Below are 19711 nucleotides of genomic sequence, written 5' to 3' on the forward strand. Positions count from 1 at the left end.
GACAACATCGAGTAAGTTCCGATCTTCGCCCGATCAACAGATTTCGTCGAGATATCGGGGCGTATCCACCCACTCCGGCGAAATTTTGCGTCTAACCGATCGAGAACCGTCAATCTTCGTTGGGGATACGAGAATCGACGCCAGTCGTTTCGATGTTGTTCCTGACGTGATGCACGCCATCGACAGCGAGCGCCGCAAGCTCGACCTTTCTGGCCATGCCGATCGTTTCAACATGCCCCTCCAGCGTGACCGTATGACCTTCCGCATGCACATCGATGCTGTCGATGTCGACATCAGGAATGTTCTCGAGATTATCGGTCACCTTGGCCTCCAACTCGTCGCTATCCTCTCGGTCGATCATTCCGGGGCGAAGACTGTCTCTCAAACCGTTCTCGTTGCCCTTATCATCGACGCCATCGATGCGAAAACCGCTGTTGCCGGTAGCATCTTCGGCACCATAGGGCCGGTTGGCGGGAGCACCCGGGTTCGGCCCTTATCCGCATAGGGCCAGCCCTCTTCGATATCCCGTTCCTCGAAGTCGCGATAATCCTCCTCGCGGGATAGGTCGTCCTTGTCCTTGGCCATCTCGGTTTCTCCGTTCCGTTGCACTGTCGAAAAGAGAAACTCATCGGTCCCTGAATTGTTCGGCGTCACGCCGCCAGACTTTCGGATAGCTTCCGGATCGCCTCGCTGTCCGGCTCGTTGCGCCATTCCGAATTCGGAGCAATAGTCGAACTTCCATCACGACTATACCGAGGAACGGCAGAATGGATCGCATCGACGCAATGAAAGTCTTTGTCACCGCCATCGACGAGGGCAGCCTTGCCGGCGCTGCCCGCACATTGAAACGATCGCCGACCGCCGTCAGCCGCGCACTCGGCTTCTTGGAAGCGCATGTGGGCGTGGAACTGGTGCACAGAACCACCCGAACCCTGAAGCTGAGCGAGGCCGGTCAGCGCTATCTGGCTGCCTGTCGGCGCGTGCTTGTCGATCTCGAGGAGGCGGACATTCTGGCCGCCGGAGAACGGTCTGCGCCACGCGGCACCCTCAGCATTTCCGCGCCGCCGATCCTCGGCGAGGAAATCTTGCGGCCGATCGTGGACGAATTCCTCGGCCTGCATCCAGCCGTGTCTGTCCGCCTCCTCATGCTCGACCGCTTTGTGAACCTCGTGGATGAAGGCGTGGATCTCGCCGTCCGCATCGGCCAACTGCAGGATTCGTCACACATCTCGACCAGGCTCGGCGGCGACGTCCGGCGCGTCATCGTCGCCTCGCCTGATTATCTCGCCAAGCATTCCCCAATCGAAGAGCCGTCAGATCTGGCGACACACGAGATCGTCGCCTTCAGCAATTTCGGCCTCGATTCCTGGAGCTTCACCCCGTCTCCGGGCTCAAGCATTGCCCGCACCGTCCACTTCACGCCCCGGTACATCGTCAACAGCGTGCGCTCGGCAGCCGCATCAGCTGCGGCCAGCGTGGGTATCACGCGTCTCTATTCGTACCATGTGGCGCGGTATGTCAGCGAAGGCCGCTTGAAGATCGTATTGCCCGAGGCGGAGCACCCCGCCCTGCCCGCACATCTGTTGGCGCCACAGGGGCGCATGTCCGTTCCGAAAGTGCGTACGTTCGTCGATTTTGCGGTGCCTCGCCTGCGGTCGGAGTTTGCGCGAATGGCTTCCGAAGCGTCATTCTAACTGATTATGCCGAATTTCGGATGATTGTCGTTCAATGCGTGGCAATTCTCTCGCCATGCGGATGGATCTAAATCAGGTGCACCAACGCCGAGGGCTTGGGGACGGTCTCGACAGACCGCCGCACCTTGAAAGGATCATATCATGAGCACGGAACAGAAGGTCGCTATCATCACCGGCGCATCGCAGGGTATCGGCGCTGCACTGGTTCAGGCCTACAGGGATCGGAACTACCGCGTCGTCGCCACCTCGCGCTCGATCAGCGAAAGTGCCGACAAGGGCGTGATTGCCGTCGCCGGCGACATCGCCAAGCCGGAAACGGCGGAGCGCGCCGTTCGCGAAGCCATCGAGCGTTTCGGCCGCGTCGACACGCTTGTCAACAACGCCGGCGTCTTTCTCGCCAAGCCCTTCGTGGACTTCACGCAGGAAGACTACGATCACAACATGGGCGTGAACGTCGCTGGCTTCTTCCACATTACCCAGCGTGTCGCCGCTCAGATGCTGAAGCAGGGCTCAGGCCATATCGTCAACATCACCACGAGCCTGGTCAACCAGCCGATCGCCGGCGTTCCCGCAGCCCTTGCCGCGCTGACCAAGGGCGGATTGAACTCGGTGACACAATCGCTGGCGATCGAATATGCCAAGAGCGGTATCCGTGTGAATGCCGTGTCCCCCGGCATCATCAAGACCCCGATGCACCCGGAGGAAACCCACGCAGGCCTTTCCGCCCTGCATCCGGTTGGCCACATGGGCGAAATCCGGGATATCGTTGATGCCGTCCTCTATCTTGAAAGCGCGGGCTTCGTCACCGGCGAAATCCTGCATGTCGATGGCGGCCAGAACGCCGGCCGCTGGTAACCACGGAAGGAGATCGTAATGCCTATCGTAACTGTCCAGGTCACTCGCGAAGGTACGACGCCGGATCGTAGCTCGGTCTCCGCCGAGGAGAAAGCGGCCATCATCAAGGGCGTCAGCCAGGTCCTGCTCGACGTCCTCAACAAGCCGCTGGAGTCGACTTATGTGGTGATCGAAGAAGTCGATCTCGACAACTGGGGATGGGGTGGCCTGCCAACGGTCCAATACCGGAAGCAAAGAGCCGCCGCCGCTAAATCCTGACACCACCGTCGACGTTAACCCGCTGCCTCCGAGGCAGCGGGTTATTTATTATTTCTATAGACAAAGAAATAAATGCCGGAGAGACTGGCCAAAAAGGAAAAGCCGTTTCTCGCAGATGCCGGATGAATGCTGCATCGTGACGCCTGAAAAGTAACGGGAGTCACCTATGAATGCGCAGCTGCACCACATCACGCCGGATCGGATAGCGACCGCGAAGCTGGACAACGAACATGAAGCGATCGCCGCTGCGCGGGCGCTTGCCCAACGTTTCAAGGCCAGTGCCTCCCGACGGGACAAGGAACGGCTTCTGCCGTTTGCGGAACTGGACGCGCTGTCACAGTCCGGCCTGCTCGGCATCACCGTGCCGGAGCAGTATGGCGGCCTCGACGTCTCGAATACCGTGCTGGCCGAGATCACGGCCATCCTGTCCGAAGCCGATGGATCGATCGGCCAGATCCCCCAGAACCATTTCTATATTCTGGAGGCCTTGCGCACTGATGGCACCGAGGAACAGAAGCGCTACTATTTCGGCCGCGCGCTCGCCGGCGACCGGTTCGGCAACGCCCTCTCGGAGCGCGGGACAAAGACCGTCGGCCACTACAACACGCGCATCACCCGTGACGGCATCGGTTATCGGGTCAACGGCAGCAAATACTACTCGACGGGCGTTCTCTTCGCCGACTGGATCACGGTCTTCGCACTCGACGAAGAAGAGCGTCTGGTCATGGCCTTCGTGCCGAAGGGCACGGAAGGCGTCGAAATCATCGACGACTGGGATGGCTTCGGCCAGCGCGTGACCGGCAGCGGCACGACATTGCTCAACAATGTCTACGTCCACGCGGATTCGGTCGTACATCATCACAAGGGGTTCGAGCGACCGACGACCATCGGCTCGGTCGGACAGATCATTCATGCGGGCATCGACCTCGGGATCGCCCGTGCCGCCTTTGCGGAAACCCTGGATTTCGTTCGGACCAAGTCGCGCCCCTGGACGAACAGCGGCGTCGACAATGCTGCGGATGACCCGTTGACGATCGCCAAGGTCGGCCAGCTCGCCGTCCGGCTGGAAGCCGCTCTAGCAACCGTCGAGCGGGCCGGACGCAAGGTCGACGTGGCACAGATCGACACCACGGAAGAAAACGTCGTGGACGCGTCGCTTGCTGTGGCGGCCGCAAAGGTTCTGACGACCGAGATCGCCCTTGAAGCGACCAACGCGCTCTTCGAGCTTGCCGGCACCGCGTCGGTGAAGCTCGATCTCAATCTCGATCGCCACTGGCGTAACGCGCGAACCCATACGCTGCACGATCCCGTGCGCTGGAAGCACCACGTCGTCGGCAACTACCATCTGAATGGCGTCATACCGCCGAAGAGCGGCGCGCTTTAAAAAAACTCAGCCAAAACAAAACCCCATTCCCGGACCGGAAATGGGGTTAAACGATCTGTTTCTTCGTCATGCCGGCCTTGAGCCGGCATCCAGCGGCGCCGCGTCAGCGGTGCGAAAGATCTTCTTTGCACGCAAGGACTTGCGCGCGCTGGACCCGGCTCATCGGCCGGGGTGACGGTGGATAGAGCATCCACCGTGATACGCCCGAGGTTTTATCAACAGCTGAACCCCATTCCCGGCCCGGGAACGGGGTTTTGTGTTGTTGGGAATGACGTGCCTCAGCTGTAGAGGCTGACCTCGGGAACCTTGTCGTTCAGAACGAACTCGCCGACCTCCTTGGCCTTGTAGAAGACCGGATCGTGCAGCGTGTGCGTCCGAACGTTTCTCCAGTAGCGATCGAAGCGATATCGCTCCGCTGTCGAACGGGCGCCCGTCAGTTCGAAGACGCGTGACGTGATGTCGAGCGAAACATGCGTCGCGTTCACCTTGGCCGCATAGGCTTCCGCCGCCGCCTCGCCGCGTTCGCGTGCCGTAACGTGCTGGCCTCGGGCAAGACTTGCCTGAACGGCCGCCGCCGCACTGTCCGCCAGGGCTGCCGACGCTTTCAACGCAGCCGTGAACTCGCCGATGCGCTCGAGAATATACGGATCGTCAGCAGCGCGCTCGACGCCTGATGTAACCCACGGCCGCGTCGTCGTTCGCACGTAGTTGAGTGCCTCCTGCAATGCCCCTTCGGCAGTGCCGAGGTAGAAATTGACGAAAACCAGCTGGATCAGCGGCGTGTTGAAGGTCGCAAGCACCGGCGGCGGTGCATCCGGCGCTCCGACGAAATCCTCCTCGTAAACGGGAAAATCGTGGAACTCGACACTGCCGCTATCGGAAAGACGCTGGCCGAAATTGTCCCAGTCGTCGTTGGCGGTATAGCCCGGGCGGCTTGTCGGCACCGCAAAACCGACGATCTTGCCGTCAAGGTTTGCATTCGCATTGATGTAGTCAGAGACATGCGCCGCAGTGGAAAACGACTTGCGACCGTTGAGCACATAGCCGCTGCCGCGTCGCGTCAGTACCAGACCGGGATCGCGCGGATTGACGGCGGCGCCCCAATAAAGGTTCTTGGCAACCGTCTCGCTCCCAAGCACTCGGGCCCTCACCTCGTCGAGCGCCCAGTAGATAAACTGGCTGTTGACGAAGTGATAGCCGAGCAACTGCGCGATGGAACTCTCGCCACGTGCGAGGATCCGCACCAGCTTCAGGCCGTCCACCCAGTCCAGTCCGCCGCCACCGATTTCGGGTGCGTGCAATGCGTTCAGGAGGCCGGCGCTCTTGAGTTTGACGATCTCGGCAAGCGGCGGCTGGCCGTCGCGATCAAGCTCGGCAGCCCGCCTGGAAAGATCGGCGGAAATCTCCTCAGCGCGCGCGAAAAGAGCCTCCCGGCTGGTGTTGCGATTGGTGGCAAAGAGCACGTTGGATTGGCTCATGGTCGGAACTCCATTTTTGAAAAGATGCCGGCGGGGGCATCGCTGCTCCCGCCGGCTGGTCGAGGCAGGCCGCTTAGAAAAGCTTGTCCGGAATCCAGCTTGCGGTCGCCGCGTCGCTTACGCTGAAGGCCGGCACCTTCTGGGCCAGTTCCTCGATCGTCTTGACGCCGGCAGCGCGCAGGCTCTCCTGGGTCAGCAGCGTCGGCTTCACGGTAATCTGGTGAGGAAGATCCTGCCCTGCGACCTGCAGTGCCGCAGCCCGCACGGAGACCGCCCCGACGACCGCCGGATTGGTGGCAACTGTCGCGACCCACGGGCTGCCCTCTTCGGTGATCTCCTGGATATCGGCGGTCGAGACGTCAGCGGAATAGATCTTCAGCTTCTTCGCGATGCCGAGATCATTTGCCGCGAGCTTGACGCCACGCGCGAACTCGTCATAGGGCGCGAAGACAACCGTGATATCGGGGTTGGCCGAGAGCACCGCCTTGGCCTGGTCGGCCGTGGAAGTCGCCGTCGTATCGTTCACGACGCCGAAGCGGGCCTTCTCGACGACACCAGGATTTTCCGATCTGAACTTTTCCCAGACCTCATTGCGGCGATCGAGTGGTGCAAATCCGGCGACGTAGGCATAGCCCGCCACGAAGCTCTTGCCGTTGTCTTTTGCCGCCTGTTCGAGCGCGAGCTTCGCAAGTTCATGGTCGCTCTGTTCGACCTGCGGGATCTTTGGATTGTTGAGGTTCACGTCGAAGGCGACGACCTTGATGCCCTTGTCGAGCGCCTGCTGGGCAACGTCACCGAGAGACTCCGGCAGGCCGTGATCGATCACGATGGCGGAGACGCCGAGGTTGATGGCTTGCAGCACCTGTTCACGCTGCTGGGCAGCATCCTGGCGTCCGGGAAAGACGCGCAGATCGATATCGAGTGACTTCGCCTGAGCCTCGGCGCCGGCCTGGTACGACTGGAAGAAGTCGCCAGCGGAAATATAGCTGATCAGAGCAATCTTGACGCCGCCCTTGTCGAATGGAGCGGGCGCACCGCTGACACCGCCGGCGAAAGCTGCCTGGGATACGAAAAGTGGAATGGCAGCGCTCAGGGCCAGCCGCAGAAGAAGTTTCATCGTCGCGTTCCTCTAAACAATCGAAAGCGTCGTCTGACGGACGGCAGATCCCCGCGACGCAGGAATTATTAGATATAATCTCTATGTTTTTAGTAGATTAAAACGTCCGTTTTTACCGGCCTGCGGAGATTCTTTGTTTCGTCGGGAAGACCCGGCCGGCAAAGGCTTGCCTGGAAAATCTCCCGTCCGCCGGGCCAATATCAGGCACGCGAAGCCGATCGGGACAATCACGATGCCAGTTCTTCACATTGAAAATCTCACCCGAAGCTTCGGCGCGACACGCGCCCTGGCCGGTATCGACATATCGGTCGAGCGCGGAGAGATCGTCGCCCTGATGGGAGCCAACGGCGCAGGAAAGTCGACGCTGGTCAAGATTCTGTCAGGCGCGATCGCCGCCGACGGCGGCACCATCACCCTGAACGGCAGCACCATCGCGCCGAAGACACCGCACGACGCTGCGCGCGCCGGCATCGCAACGGTCCATCAATCGACGGATATCGTCGGCGCACCGGGACAGACCGTTGCCGACGCCCTCCTCCTGCATCGCTTCGCCGAGGGCGGCACACCGTTTTTCGTCTCACGCCGCAGCCTTCGCCGCCAGGCAGACGCAATGCTTACGACGGCGGGATTCTCGCTGCCGCTCGATCGCGACTTCGGCGATCTCTCGGCCGCCGAACGCCAGCTTGTGGCGATCGCCCGAGCGCTGGCCAACCGCGCCGACCTGTTGATCCTCGACGAGCCGACCGCAAGCCTTTCCGGCGAGGAAAGCCGGCGGCTGTTCGACATCCTCCTCCGATTGCGGGCTCAGGGTCTTGCCATCCTCTATATTTCGCACCGTACCGCCGATCTCGAAGCGATCGCCGATCGCGCCATTGTCATCCGCGGCGGCCGGGTCGTCGGCAGTTTCGCGCGTCCGATCGACTTCTCAAGCGCCATAGAAGCGATGATCGGCCGCAGACTGGACGCGCTCCAGCCTGCCGTTCGCCCGCAAGCCGCAACCACCGTCTTCGAGATGCGTGAAGCCCGGCTTCTGCCGACAAGCAGCCCTTTCGACCTTTCGATCCGCGAAGGCGAGGTCGTCGCCGTCACCGGCGTGCTTGGCGCCGGCAAGAGCCGCCTGCTTTCCGCGATCTTCGGCGCAAGCAAACTCGCGGCCGGTGCAATGCTGCTCGGCGGCAAGCCTTATGCGCCGCGCTCGCCTGCCGAAGCGATCGCGTCGGGCGTTGCGATGGCCGCGGAAGACCGCCACCGCTCCTCGTTGATGCCATCGGGATGGCCGGGGCACTCGCTTGCCGCCACCATCAGCCTCCCACATCTGAAGACATGGTATCCGCAAGGCCTCCTGTTCGGTGGGCGCGAACGGCGCGAGGCTGCAGCCGCCATCACCCGCCTCGGCATAAAAGCCTCCGATCCGCTCGCCTCCGTTTGGAGCCTTTCCGGCGGCAACCAGCAGAAAGCCGTGATCGCGCGTTGGGAAGCTGAGCCAAGCCGGCTGCTGCTTCTCGACGAGCCGTTTCAGGGCGTCGATGTCGGCGCGCGCCGCGACATCATCGAAGCGATCCGCGCACGCAGCGACCGCGCCACCCTGATCGCCACCTCGGATCCGGAGGAAGCCCACGAGGTCGCCGACCGCATTCTGAGCATCGATCGCCACACCCTGCAACCGATCGCCGTCGACGCGACCGTCAATCCAGCGTTTCAAGGAACACATGCATGACCACATTGGACGATACCGCGCTACCGGAGCGAGTCGCGATACCAGACGCATCCGGTACACCGCGCGGCTCCTTCGGGGGAACTCTGCGTGCCGGCGCAGTGTTTCTGCTCCTCGGCCTGCTGCTTGTCGGCTTCGCACTCGCAGAGCCCGCCTTCATCAACATCAGCAACCTGATGAGCATCCTGCAGGCGGTCTCGGTGGTTGCGATCCTGGGGGCCGGCGTCACGGTGACGCTCGCCGTCGGCGGCTTCGATCTCTCGATCGGCGCCGTCGCCGCCTCCAGCGTCATGGCTGCGAGCTACGCCATGATCGTCTGGCAACTGGATGCCTTCGCAACGGTGCCGCTGGTCCTCGCCTTCGGCGCGGCGATCGGCCTGATCAACGCCTTCCTCATCGTGCGCCTGCGTGTCCCTGATCTGTTGGCCACGCTTGCCATGATGTTTCTACTGTCCGGGTTGCAGCTCATCCCCACAGCCGGCCGCTCGATCTCGGCAGGGCTCACTCTGCCGGATGGTTCGAAGGCGGCGGGCGCCTATGATCCCGCCTTCCTTCTCATCGGCCGCTACAGCCTTTTCGCCACCCTGCCGGTCTCCGTCGTACTGATGGCGCTCGTGGCTCTCGTTCTTTACGTCCTGACGGAAAGGACGCGCATTGGCCGGCTGCTGTTTGCGACCGGCGGCAACGAAGTGGCGACGCGGCTCGCGGGAGCCTCGCCCGCGCGGCTGAAAACACTCGCTTACGTCATTTCAGGAGCGCTCGCTTCACTTGGCGGCATCGTCATTGCCGCCCGTGTCGGTCGTGGTGATGTCTCATCCGGCGGTTCCCTTCTCATGGATGCGGTAGCCGCCGCGCTGATCGGCTTTGCGGTGCTCAACCTTCGCCGCCCCAACGTGCTTGGCACAATCGTCGGCGCCGTGTTTGTCGGCGTTCTCCTCAACGGACTGACCATGCTCAATGCGCCCTACTACACGCAGGATTTCGTGAAGGGCGCGGTGCTCGTCGGAGCCCTGGCCCTCACCTATGGACTTGGTCGCAACGGAGATCGCTGAGGCGGCATTCTCGCCTGCCGAAATTTTCCCGACGCCCCGCGCATTTGGAATAACGTTCCTCTTTAACACGATAAATCTATATATTTTATATACTAATTGAAACGAGAGGGTTTATTTCAATGAGTGAATCGACTGTATCCGGCCTGGGGCGCCGCGAAATCCTGAAGCTGGCGGCAGTTGCCGGTGCAACATTTGCAGGCGCCGGCGTCCTAGCCTCGGCGTCGGCCAACGCGGCTGAAGACGGGCTTTCGCTCAAGGGCAAGCGCGTCGCGATCAGCGCCACCGGCACCGACCACTATTTCGACCTGCAGGTCTACAACGCCCAGATCGAAGAAGTGAAGCGCCTCGGCGGCGAGCCGATTGCCGTCGACGCCGGCCGCAACGACGGCAAGCTGATTGCCCAGCTGCAGACGCTGGTTGCCCAGAAGCCCGACGCCATCGTGCAGATCCTGGGTACGCTCAGCGTCATCGATCCGTGGCTGAAGAAGGCCCGCGACGCGGGCATTCCCGTGCTGACCGTCGATGTCGGTTCGACCAATTCGCTCAACAACACGACCTCGGACAACTGGGGCATCGGCAAGGACCTCGCCCTGCAGCTCGTCTCCGATATCGGCGGCGAAGGCAACATTGTCGTCTTCAACGGGTTCTACGGTGTGACGCCCTGCGCCATCCGCTACGACCAGCTGGTCAACGTCATCAAGTATTTCCCGAAGGTGAAGATCATTCAGCCGGAACTGCGCGACGTCATCCCGAACACTGTTCAGGACGCCTTCACGCAGATCACCGCGATCCTCAACAAGTATCCGGAAAAGGGTTCGATCAAGGCCGTCTGGTCAGCCTGGGATATTCCGCAGCTCGGCGCCACGCAGGCGATTGCCGCAGCCGGCCGCAACGAGATCCGCACCTATGGCGTCGACGGCAGCCCCGAGGTCCTGCAGCTCGTTGCCGATCCGAAGTCTCCGGCAGGAGCCGATGCGGCCCAGCAGCCGGCCGAGATCGGTCGCGTCGCGATCCGCAACGTTGCCAAGCTGCTGGCAGGTCAGACATTGCCGCGGGAAACCTACGTCCCTGCTCTCCTCGCCAACAAGGAGAACGTCGGCGAAATCACCAAGAAGCTCGGCATCGGCTGATAGCAGTCTCGCGATGCGGCATCGCCGCATCGCATCCCTTTCTCTGAAGAGCCAGCACCATGACCGCAGCTGAACCCGCCGATACCGGCAGCGACATCATCCGTTTTGAACGCATCGTGAAACGCTTCGGCGGCGCGCAGGCGCTGGCAGGCGCCTCGCTCGCGGTTCGACGCGGCACCGTGCACGGTCTTGTCGGCCAGAATGGCGCCGGCAAATCCACACTGATCAAGATCCTCGCCGGCCTGCACCGGCCGGACGAAGGCCGCATCGAGGTCGAAGGGCGCGCCTATGAGAGCCTGACGCCGCACCTCTGCGAAGAGCTTGGCATTCATTTCATCCATCAGGACCGGCTGCTGGTGCCGACCTTCACCGTCGGAGAGGCGCTTTTTCTCGGCCGCGAGGCCCGCCTTCCGGGAACACCGTTTCTCGATCGCCGCACCATGCAGCGGCGAGCCGAAGAGATCCTTCTCAACTATTTCGGCCTGCGACTGCCGAAGGATGCCCTGATCGGCGAGCTTTCCACCGCCGAGCGGCAGATCGTGCAGATCACCCGAGCCCTGCTCAATCAGCCAAAGGTCCTGGTCTTCGACGAGCCGACGGCGGCGCTCGTCCGGCGCGAGGCCGAAACCCTCTTCCGGCTGATCCGGCGCCTTCGCGACGAAGGTGTCACCATCATCTACATCTCGCATTATCTCAACGAGATCGAGGAATTGTGCGACCATGTGACGGTGCTCCGCAACGGGCTCGACGTCGCCTCACTGCCAATTGCCGAAACCTCGGCGAAGGCCATCGCTGGCCTGATGATCGAGCGCGACATCACCGAGATGTTCCCCAAATCCCATGTCGAGCCGGGCGCTGAAATCCTCAAGGTTGAAAACCTCTCGGCACCGAACCGTTACGATGAGGTGAGCTTCACATTGCGCCGTGGCGAGGTGCTTGGCGTCACCGGTTTGCTTGGATCCGGCGCCAAGGATCTTATCCGCACGCTCTTCGGACTGGAGCAGGCAGCTTCCGGCCTGATCGAGATGGGCGGCAAGCCCGCCAAACTGCGCAATCCGATCGAGGCCGTCGATCAGGACGTCGCGCTGGTGCCGGAGGATCGGCGCGGTCATGGCGTGGGGCTCGATCTCAGCCTGTCAGAAAACATCACCTTATCGAGTCTTGCGCGATACACCCGCTTCGGCTTCCTGAGGCGGAAACGCGAACGTTCGGACACCGATGATCTGATCCGGCGCCTGCAGATCAAGACGGCAGGACGAGACGCTCTGGTGCGCACGCTCTCCGGCGGCAACCAGCAGAAGGTCGCGATCGCCAAATGGCTGAGCCGGCAATCGGAAGTCTACCTCCTGGATGAGCCGACAGTCGGCGTCGATATCGGCTCGAAGGTGGAGATCTACGCGCTGATCGGCGAACTCGCCGCCCGCGGTGCCGGCGTCATCGTGTTGTCCTCCGATCTGCCAGAACTCGTCGGCATCACCGATCGGATCCTCGTCTTCTTCCGCGGACGCGTTGTTCGCGAACTCGTCTCCTCGGAGACCACAACGGATGAAGTGCTGGCGGCATCGACAGGCGCTTCGGAAGGATTACGTCATGTCGGCTGATATTCAGTTCGGTTCCCTGCCCGCCATTACCGGCGACGATGCGCCGAGGTCGAAAGGCAATCTCGCGGCGGCAGCACTTCGCTTCGGCTCGCTGCTCGCCTTTGCCTCGATTCTTGTCATCTTCTCGCTGACGGCACCCTACTTCTTCACCATCGGCAATATCGGCAACGTTCTCGGCCAGTCGGCAATCGCGGGCGTTCTCGCCATCGGATTGACGATTGTGCTGATCGCCGGTGGTTCGAATGTGGTGACCGGCGGCATCGATCTGTCGCTGGCCGCGAATATGGGCCTGAGTGCCGCGGTCTATGCCTCGCTGATCCAGTTCGGTTACGGCGATGCGACGGCAGCCGTCGGCGCGATCCTCACCGGCCTTGCGATCGGCGCCGTCAACGCGGCGGCGGTCGTGCTCGCAGGCATCGTACCGCTCCTGGCCACCCTTGCCGTGATGAATATCGTCGCCGGCCTCGAGCTGGTCCTGACGCAGAATACCGTGGTACCGGCCTCGACCGACCTACTGACCGCGATCTCGACGTCAGACGGCTTCGGCATCCCCGTCCTCGCCTATATCCTCATCGGCTTCACGGCCATCGTCGCGGCAATCGTCCAGTACACGCCGATTGGGCTCAGACTCTATGCAGTCGGTGAGTTTCCGGACGCGGCCCGTGCGGCCGGCCTTCCCTTGAAGCGGCTTGTCGCCGGCGCATTCGTCGCAAGCGGTCTATGCGGCGGCATAGCCGGCATTCTCTCGGTGTCCTACCTCAGCGGCAGCACGACCGGCTCCGGAGAAATGCTCCTGCCTGTTGTCGTCACCGCTCTGTTGGGTGCTGTCTTTTCGGGCCGCCTGGTGCCGACGATCACCGGCACCCTGATATCGGCGCTCTTCGTCGGCTTCCTTGTCAATGGCTTCCAGCTTCTGAACCTCCCGAGCACCCTCGTCAGCGGCGTGCAGGGCGTCCTCATCCTGATCGTCGTCTCCGCCACGACCCTGCTGCGCAAACGGGAGATCTGATCTTGTCCGCCTCAATTACATCAGGGCGACCGCTCGCCAATCTCTCCCGCTATGGCCTGATACTCGCTCTCATCGCCGTCTTCTCCATCTTCTCGGCAGCCGCCCCGACGTTCCTGACGCCGGGCAACCTGCAGAGCATTCTCGTCAACAATTTCACTCTGCTGGCCATCGTCTCCATAGCGATGACGCTCGCGGTTTCCGCCGGCGGGATCGACCTCTCGGTCGGCACCGCGGTTGATTTCGCAAGCTTCGCCTTCGTGTCGCTGGTCCTTGCCGGAAAGCCCGTCGTGCTGGCGCTGCTTGCCGCACTTCTGGCCGGTGCCCTGGTCGGAGCCTTCAACGCGATCCTCATCTCCGCGATCGGCGTCTCGCCATTCCTGGCAACGCTCGGTACGCTCTTTATCGGCCGCAGCATCCAGCAGCTGCTGACGAATGGCGGCAACCCGGTCTATCTGCCACCAACAGGCGTTCCGGATGCCTTTCGCTTCGTCGGCCATGGAACGATTGCCGGCATCCCTGTTCCGCTACTGATCTCAGCGGCGGTCATCGCGGGCGCCGCCATCTTGTTCGCGTTCACGCGCTTTGGGCGGGTCGTGCTTTCGATCGGCATCCAGCCGAGTGTCGTACGCTATTCAGGCATCGGTCTCGGCCGGCATGTCGCTGTGACCTTCATCCTTGCAGGCGTGGTCGCAGCAATCGCCGGGATCATCCTGACATCGACGGTCACGGTCTACATCCCCTCCTCAGGCAACGCGTTCCTGCTGAACGCCATCGGCGCAACCTTCATCGGCACGACCTTCTCGCCGCTCGGGCGCCCGAATGTCGCCGGAACCGTGCTTGGCGTTCTGCTGCTCGGCATCGTTGCCAACGGGCTGCTTCTGACCGGCCTGAATTTCTACTGGCAGCAGGTCGGTACCGGCAGCCTCATCTTCGCAGTGCTGGCCTTCAGCTTCATCAACAGGAAAGCAGTCGGCGCCTGAGCCGACGCAACCCGGACAATCCAGGAACTATGACATGAGCCGAGAAATCAGGCTGAACGCCTTCGATATGAACTGCGTCGGACACCAGTCGCCCGGCCTCTGGCGCCACCCGCGCGACAAATCCTGGACCTACAAGGATCTCGACTACTGGGTGCATCTTGCCAAAACGCTCGAACGCGGCAAATTCGACGGGCTCTTCATCGCCGACGTGTTGGGCGTCTACGACGTGCTGAACGGCAATGTCGATGCCGCCCTTCGCCATTCGGCTCAGGTGCCGGTCAACGACCCGCTGCAGCTCATTCCCACCATGGCCTACGAGACCGAGCATCTCGGCTTCGGCCTGACGGCTTCGCTCTCCTTCGAGCACCCCTATACCTTCGCCCGCAGGATCTCGACGCTCGACCATCTGACCAAGGGCCGGGTTGGCTGGAACATCGTCACCTCCTATCTGAACAGCGGCGCCCTCAATGTCGGCCAGCCGGCGCAGACGGGACACGACGATCGCTACGACCTCGCCGATGAATATCTCGAAGTCTGCTACAAGCTGTGGGAAGGAAGCTGGGAGGACGACGCCGTCGTCCGCGACCGCCAGAAGGGCGTTTTCACCGATCCGCGGAAAGTGCACCCCATCCGCCACTCGGGCAAGCATTTCAGCGTGCCCGGCATCCACCTCAGCGAACCTTCGCCGCAACGCACGCCGGTTCTTTATCAGGCCGGCGCCTCGAGCCGAGGCAAGGACTTTGCCGGCGCCCATGCCGAGTGCATCTTCGTGGCCGCGCCGTCGAAGCCGGTCCTCAAGCGCTACGTCGCGAATGTCCGGCAGGCCGCCGAGCGGTCCGGTCGCAACCCGCGCGAAATCCTCGCCTTCAACCTGCAGACAGTCATCCTCGGTGAGACGGATGCCGAAGCGCAGCGCAAGTTCAACGAATACCGCCAATACGCCTCGTTCGAAGGCGCGTTGACGCTGATCTCCGGCTGGACGGGCATCGACTTCGGCCAGTTCGGCCCGGATGAGGTGCTGCGCCACCGCCATACCAACGCCGTGCAGTCAGCCGTCGAGACCTTCACAACGATCGATCCCGACAAGGAATGGACTGTGCGCGAAATGGCGGACTGGGTCGGCGTCGGCGGCTTCGGACCTGTCTTCGTCGGCTCGCCCTCTACGGTCGCGGACCTGATGCAGGAATGGGTCGAGGATACTGACGTCGACGGCTTTAATCTGGCCTACGCCGTGACGCCCGAGAGCTTCGAGGACGCCGTCGATCTTCTTGTCCCGGAACTGCAGAAGCGCGGCGTCTACAAGACCGAGTATCGCCAGGGAACTCTTCGCGAGAAACTGGGCGGCCAAGGCCCCCGTCTGCAGGCTCCGCATCCCGGCGCCGGCTATCGCGTGCTCGGCGAAGCCTCGAGAAAGATCGCGATCTAAAACCGACCTGAGCATGACAACGGGCGTGGCGACACGTCCGTTGCACTAACGAGCCATACGCCGATCAATCGGCAAAGAATCTGTTCGCTGGCCGTGGCAGTCCGAGATGATCGCGCAAGGTGGCACCCTCGTACTCCGATCGAAAGAGCCCGCGCCGCTGCAGTTCGGGAACGAGCAGGTTCACCACATCGTCGAGCCCCTGCGGCAGATAGGGAAAGACGACGTTGAAACCGTCACTTCCGCGCTCGACAAGCCATTGCTCCATTTCATCGGCGATCGATGCCGCCGTGCCGACAAACGCCAGGCCGGAATAGCCGCCATAACGTTGTGCAAGCTGGCGAACCGTCAACTGCTCCTCACGCGCCAGCTTCAAGACCTGCGCACGGCCGGTCTTGCTGGCATTCGTCTCCGGAATCTCAGGCAGCGGTCCATCCGGATCGAAACCCGATGCATCATGGCCGAGGGCGATCGAAAGCGATGCGATGGCGCTATCATAGTGGACGAGGCCATCGAGCCTCGCCCGCTTTTCGCGCGCTTCATCGATGCTGTCGCCGATGACGACGAAGGCTGCGGGCAGGATCTTGAGATAGAGTGGATCACGGCCAATGGCGGGCATCCGCCCCTTGATGTCGGCATAGAGTGCCTTCGCCGCTTCCAGATCGCGCGGCGAGCAGAAGACAACTTCGGCCGTCTCGGCAGCAAGCTGACGGCCCGGCTCGGACTGGCCGGCCTGTACGATCGCGGGCCAGCCCTGCGGCGGCCGGGCAATGTTCAAAGGACCACGGACGCTGAATTCCTCGCCCTTATGATCAAGGACGTGCATCCTTGCCGGATCAAAAAACTGCCCGCTCTCGACGTCGCGGGTGAAGGCATCTTCGGCAAAGCTGTCCCAGAGACCGGTCACGACATCGTAGAATTCGCGGGCGCGCTGGTAGCGCTCGCCGTGCTCGACATGCTCCTCAAGCCCGAAATTCAGCGCCGCATCCGGATTTGCCGTCGTCACGATGTTCCACCCTGCCCTGCCGGCGGAGATGTGATCGAGCGAGGCGAAGCGGCGAGCCACGTGATAGGGCTCGTCAAAGGTGGTCGAAGCTGTCGCGACGAGGCCGATCCGGTCGGTGACGGCGGCAAGAGCCGACAAAAGCGTAAACGGCTCGAATGAGGTCACCGTCTGACTTCGCTTCAGCGCCTCGATGGGCATGTTCAACACCGCCAGATGGTCGGCCATGAAGAAGGCGTCGAACTTCGCCGCTTCCAGCTTCCGCACGAATTCCTTCATGTGGCTGAAATTGAAGTTCGCGTCCGGATAGCCGCCAGGATAGCGCCAGGCTCCGGTATGCAGACTGACGGGGCGCATGAAGGCGCCGAGGTGCAATTGTCGCTCGTGTGCCATCATGCTTCCCCGTCTTGTCGCTATCGCTGATTACGCCTGCGGCTGCTTGGTCTTGCGCAGATACGGCAGCACGGTGTCAAACGAACCGAAGCGAGTGACCGCATCCTCGTTCGAGACAGCCGCGGTGATGATGACATCCTCGCCCTGCTGCCAGTTGGCGGGCGTTGCAACCTGGTGCTTGGCCGTCAGCTGGATGGAATCGATCGCGCGCAGGATCTCATTGAAATTGCGTCCTGTTGTCATCGGGTAGGTGAGGATCAGCTTGATCTTCTTGTCCGGGCCGATGATGAAAACCGAGCGTACGGTTGCGTTGTCGGCGGGCGTGCGGCCTTCCGACGTCTCGCCCGCACCAGCCGGCAGCATGTCGTAGAGTTTGGCGACCTGCAGGTCCTTGTCGCCGATCAGCGGATAGTCCACGTCGAAGCCGGTCGCCGTCTTGATGTCGTTCTTCCACTTGCTGTGGCTTTCGACCGGATCGACGGAGATGCCGATGATCTTCGCGCCGCGCTTGCGGAACTCGGGCTCGAGGCCTGCCATCGCACCGAGCTCGGTCGTGCAGACCGGCGTGAAGTTTTTCGGATGAGAGAAAAGGACGGCCCAGCCGTTGCCGATCCAGTCATGAAACTGGATGGCGCCCTGCGTGGTGTCGGCGGTGAAATCAGGTGCAATATCGTTGATACGGAGGCTCATGAGCGGTGACCCTTGTTGATAAATGGCGTGGTTATTTCAATATCGGATAGACAACCGGTCTGTTTGACCGCCTTCGCCGGAAACGAGCGAGACGGGCGGCAAGATCGGACCAATCGGCCGTCGTGATGTCTGCAGCTATTCTGTCGATGATCTTGCAGCGCTGCTCCATCTTCGGCGCGGTGTGATTGATCGGCGAGGTTGCGCACATAGTCAAGGAGAAGATAGGCGCTGGCCAGCTGTTACAGAAGAGAAGGAACCGCCCGCCCAAGCGCAGGCTTCATCGGCGGTATCTTGTCGAGATGGCGAATTCTGGCCTTGAGCGTTTCGAAGAGCCGATATCCGCCGGGCCAGCGACCATAGCCGCTTGCGACATTGATATGCCCCGCAAGGCCGACATTGCGCAACTCGCTGCCCCAGAGGCGGGCAAAGAGGGTCAGTCGGTCGAGCGACATGTAATGATCGTTCAGGCTGCCGACGAGCAGGCTGGCAAACGGCAATCTCGCGGTGGGCATCGTGCCAAACGCGATCTGGCCGGCGTGCAGTCTTTCGGTCGCCGGCAGGTCACATGGGGCAACCAGCAGCGCGCCCTTCGCACGTGATGCCGAGGGACGCCCCGCAAGGCTTGCCGCAAGAACGCACCCAAGACTATGCGCGACGATGTAGGCCTCCCCGGCCTCTTCAAGCGATGCCTCGAGCCTCTCGAGCCAGACGTTGAGCTGTGGCCGATCCCAGTTATCCTGCTCGACAAGCCGGCTTTCGGGATGGTCCTTCAGCCAAGCGCTTTGCCAGTGAGCGTCCTCGGATCCGAACAGGCCGGGAAGAACGAGTACCGGGGTCATCGTCAAATCCTCATCTCGTCGCATTGCCTGGAGCCAACCGCAGTCGAAGGCCACTTCGCGACATCCGCATCAATACCAGGGCCCACACGACGGGTTCCAATAGTAGATCTCATAATCGCTCGCCCTCGCGTCCATCACGAGCTCGGAAGCCTCGTCTTGCAACGGTTGCCGCCAGACCAGCAGCCAGCGGTCGGCAAGAGAAAAAAGTTCGGACACAAGCAATCGCATCGTCACGTCTCCCTTTGGATTTAGAGCAACTGGCTCCGTCTTGCGGTTGAGAGCAGAGCGTCGGCGCTGGCAACCGGACCGAACAGCATCAGAAGACGGTTCTGTTCGCGCATTGTCAGCCGATAACGCCGTGCGAAGTCGAAGACGCTCCACAACTCTGTTGCCATCGAGGCCTTGTCCGTGCCGCCCACCACACGCCCTCCCTATTCCGCGGCCTGCAAGGCGGCCTTAGCAGGCGGAAAGAAGGTCGACAGCTCGCCGACGACGGAATTGATCCGGCCACTGAGAGCGTCCGATGCGACCGCATAGTCCACAAAGTCCCGGTCGGAGGCATAGACAGCCGTCGGCAGGGTGTGCGCCATGAAGAAGCCGAACAGCGGCCGCAGCTGGTGCTCGACCATCAGGGCATGACGATCGCCGCCGCCGGTCGCACTGATGATGACAGGCTTCGAGCGAAGATCGTTGGGATCGATCAGATCGATCAGGTGCTTGAAAAGGCCGGGATAGGATCCCTTGTAGGTCGGCGAACCGATGACCAGAACATCAGCGCTGACAATGTCGTCGACAACCGCCTTTGCCTGCGCATCCAGCTCGTTCGGCCACAAGGCCGTTCCAAGCGACGGCCCCACATCCGTCAGATCGTGGATCGTCGTCGAGAAGCCGTAGCTTTCGGCCGCAAGTCCTGCAATGTGCTTGACGAGGGCGTAAGTCTTCGACGGGCGGTTGAAACTTCCGGCAATGCCCACCAGGCGCAACGACATGTGATCTCTCCTTCTATGTTGCGCCAAATATTGTCTATAAATTTAATATACAAAAGAAATCGCGTTTCGTTATTATCGGAAACCGTGAAATTCACTGCTCCG

General features: G+C 61.7%; 18 protein-coding genes and 1 pseudogene. 11 read left to right on the forward strand and 8 right to left on the reverse strand.

All coding sequences use genetic code 11. The annotated features are described in order from the left end of the window. Positions 1-109 precede the first annotated feature (109 nt). Positions 110-585: pseudogene (locus tag FZ934_RS11865) on the reverse strand (BON domain-containing protein). Between the two features lie 182 nt (positions 586-767). Between FZ934_RS11865 and FZ934_RS11870 the strand changes: the two are divergent. The 4 genes from FZ934_RS11870 (at position 768) to FZ934_RS11885 (ending at position 4191) form a co-directional block, all read left to right on the forward strand. After that, entirely contained in the window at positions 768-1694 is a 927-nt protein-coding gene (locus FZ934_RS11870; protein ID WP_153271231.1) for a LysR family transcriptional regulator, read from the forward strand. Positions 1695-1835: 141 nt separating this feature from the next. Further along, complete coding sequence (locus tag FZ934_RS11875) at positions 1836-2549, forward strand: SDR family NAD(P)-dependent oxidoreductase (protein WP_153271232.1); 714 nt, start codon at positions 1836-1838, stop codon at positions 2547-2549. 18 nt (positions 2550-2567) lie between these two features. Further along, on the forward strand, positions 2568-2807 hold the full coding sequence (locus FZ934_RS11880; RefSeq protein ID WP_153271233.1) for a tautomerase family protein: 240 nt from the start codon (positions 2568-2570) through the stop codon (positions 2805-2807). 166 nt (positions 2808-2973) lie between these two features. Then, complete coding sequence (locus FZ934_RS11885; RefSeq protein ID WP_153271234.1) at positions 2974-4191, forward strand: SfnB family sulfur acquisition oxidoreductase; 1218 nt, start codon at positions 2974-2976, stop codon at positions 4189-4191. 278 nt (positions 4192-4469) lie between these two features. Here the strand turns inward: FZ934_RS11885 and FZ934_RS11890 are convergent, their stop codons facing one another. Together FZ934_RS11890 and FZ934_RS11895 are read right to left on the reverse strand one after the other, a co-directional pair. Then, positions 4470-5669 (reverse strand): acyl-CoA dehydrogenase family protein, encoded by a 1200-nt coding sequence (locus tag FZ934_RS11890; protein ID WP_153271235.1) that lies wholly within the window; start codon positions 5667-5669, stop codon positions 4470-4472. Between the two features lie 73 nt (positions 5670-5742). Then, the gene (locus FZ934_RS11895; RefSeq protein WP_153271236.1) at positions 5743-6786 is read right to left on the reverse strand and encodes a substrate-binding domain-containing protein; all 1044 of its coding nucleotides are present in this window, start codon (positions 6784-6786) and stop codon (positions 5743-5745) included. 232 nt (positions 6787-7018) lie between these two features. Between FZ934_RS11895 and FZ934_RS11900 the strand changes: the two genes are divergently transcribed. The 7 genes from FZ934_RS11900 to FZ934_RS11930 all read left to right on the forward strand — a co-directional run bounded on the left by FZ934_RS11900 (position 7019) and on the right by FZ934_RS11930 (position 15698). After that, a complete protein-coding gene (locus FZ934_RS11900) occupies positions 7019-8503 on the forward strand; it encodes a sugar ABC transporter ATP-binding protein (protein WP_153271237.1) in 1485 nt (494 codons plus the stop codon). Then, positions 8500-9552 carry an ABC transporter permease gene (locus FZ934_RS11905; protein WP_153271238.1) on the forward strand — a complete coding sequence of 351 codons (1053 nt, stop codon included), beginning with the start codon at positions 8500-8502 and terminating at the stop codon, positions 9550-9552. Before FZ934_RS11900 ends, FZ934_RS11905 begins: the two co-directional genes overlap by 4 nt. A 119-nt stretch (positions 9553-9671) precedes the next feature. Further along, a complete protein-coding gene (locus FZ934_RS11910) occupies positions 9672-10682 on the forward strand; it encodes a substrate-binding domain-containing protein (RefSeq protein WP_153271239.1) in 1011 nt (336 codons plus the stop codon). 59 nt (positions 10683-10741) lie between these two features. Continuing rightward, positions 10742-12283 (forward strand): sugar ABC transporter ATP-binding protein, encoded by a 1542-nt coding sequence (locus FZ934_RS11915; RefSeq protein ID WP_153271240.1) that lies wholly within the window; start codon positions 10742-10744, stop codon positions 12281-12283. Next, positions 12273-13292 carry an ABC transporter permease gene (locus FZ934_RS11920; protein ID WP_153271241.1) on the forward strand — a complete coding sequence of 340 codons (1020 nt, stop codon included), beginning with the start codon at positions 12273-12275 and terminating at the stop codon, positions 13290-13292. Before FZ934_RS11915 ends, FZ934_RS11920 begins: the two co-directional genes overlap by 11 nt. 2 nt (positions 13293-13294) lie before the next feature. Next, entirely contained in the window at positions 13295-14272 is a 978-nt protein-coding gene (locus tag FZ934_RS11925) for an ABC transporter permease (RefSeq protein WP_153271242.1), read from the forward strand. 34 nt (positions 14273-14306) lie between these two features. Then, positions 14307-15698 (forward strand): LLM class flavin-dependent oxidoreductase, encoded by a 1392-nt coding sequence (locus FZ934_RS11930; RefSeq protein ID WP_153271243.1) that lies wholly within the window; start codon positions 14307-14309, stop codon positions 15696-15698. A gap of 64 nt (positions 15699-15762) precedes the next feature. Here the strand turns inward: FZ934_RS11930 and FZ934_RS11935 are convergent, their stop codons facing one another. From FZ934_RS11935 to msuE, 5 genes are all read right to left on the reverse strand, one after another. Beyond that, positions 15763-17091 (reverse strand): LLM class flavin-dependent oxidoreductase, encoded by a 1329-nt coding sequence (locus FZ934_RS11935; protein ID WP_153272436.1) that lies wholly within the window; start codon positions 17089-17091, stop codon positions 15763-15765. Between the two features lie 30 nt (positions 17092-17121). Beyond that, positions 17122-17781 carry a peroxiredoxin gene (locus tag FZ934_RS11940; protein WP_153271244.1) on the reverse strand — a complete coding sequence of 220 codons (660 nt, stop codon included), beginning with the start codon at positions 17779-17781 and terminating at the stop codon, positions 17122-17124. 239 nt (positions 17782-18020) lie between these two features. Beyond that, the gene (locus tag FZ934_RS11945; protein WP_153271245.1) at positions 18021-18620 is read right to left on the reverse strand and encodes an RBBP9/YdeN family alpha/beta hydrolase; all 600 of its coding nucleotides are present in this window, start codon (positions 18618-18620) and stop codon (positions 18021-18023) included. A 248-nt stretch (positions 18621-18868) separates the two neighbouring features. After that, positions 18869-19039 carry a hypothetical protein gene (locus FZ934_RS27800; RefSeq protein WP_194273815.1) on the reverse strand — a complete coding sequence of 57 codons (171 nt, stop codon included), beginning with the start codon at positions 19037-19039 and terminating at the stop codon, positions 18869-18871. A gap of 12 nt (positions 19040-19051) precedes the next feature. Then, complete coding sequence (msuE, locus tag FZ934_RS11950) at positions 19052-19609, reverse strand: FMN reductase (protein ID WP_153271246.1); 558 nt, start codon at positions 19607-19609, stop codon at positions 19052-19054. Between the last annotated feature and the right edge of the window lie 102 nt (positions 19610-19711).

Origin of the sequence: Rhizobium grahamii (genome assembly GCF_009498215.1) — a bacterium.
GTDB classification, from domain to species: Bacteria; Pseudomonadota; Alphaproteobacteria; order Rhizobiales; family Rhizobiaceae; genus Rhizobium; species Rhizobium grahamii_A.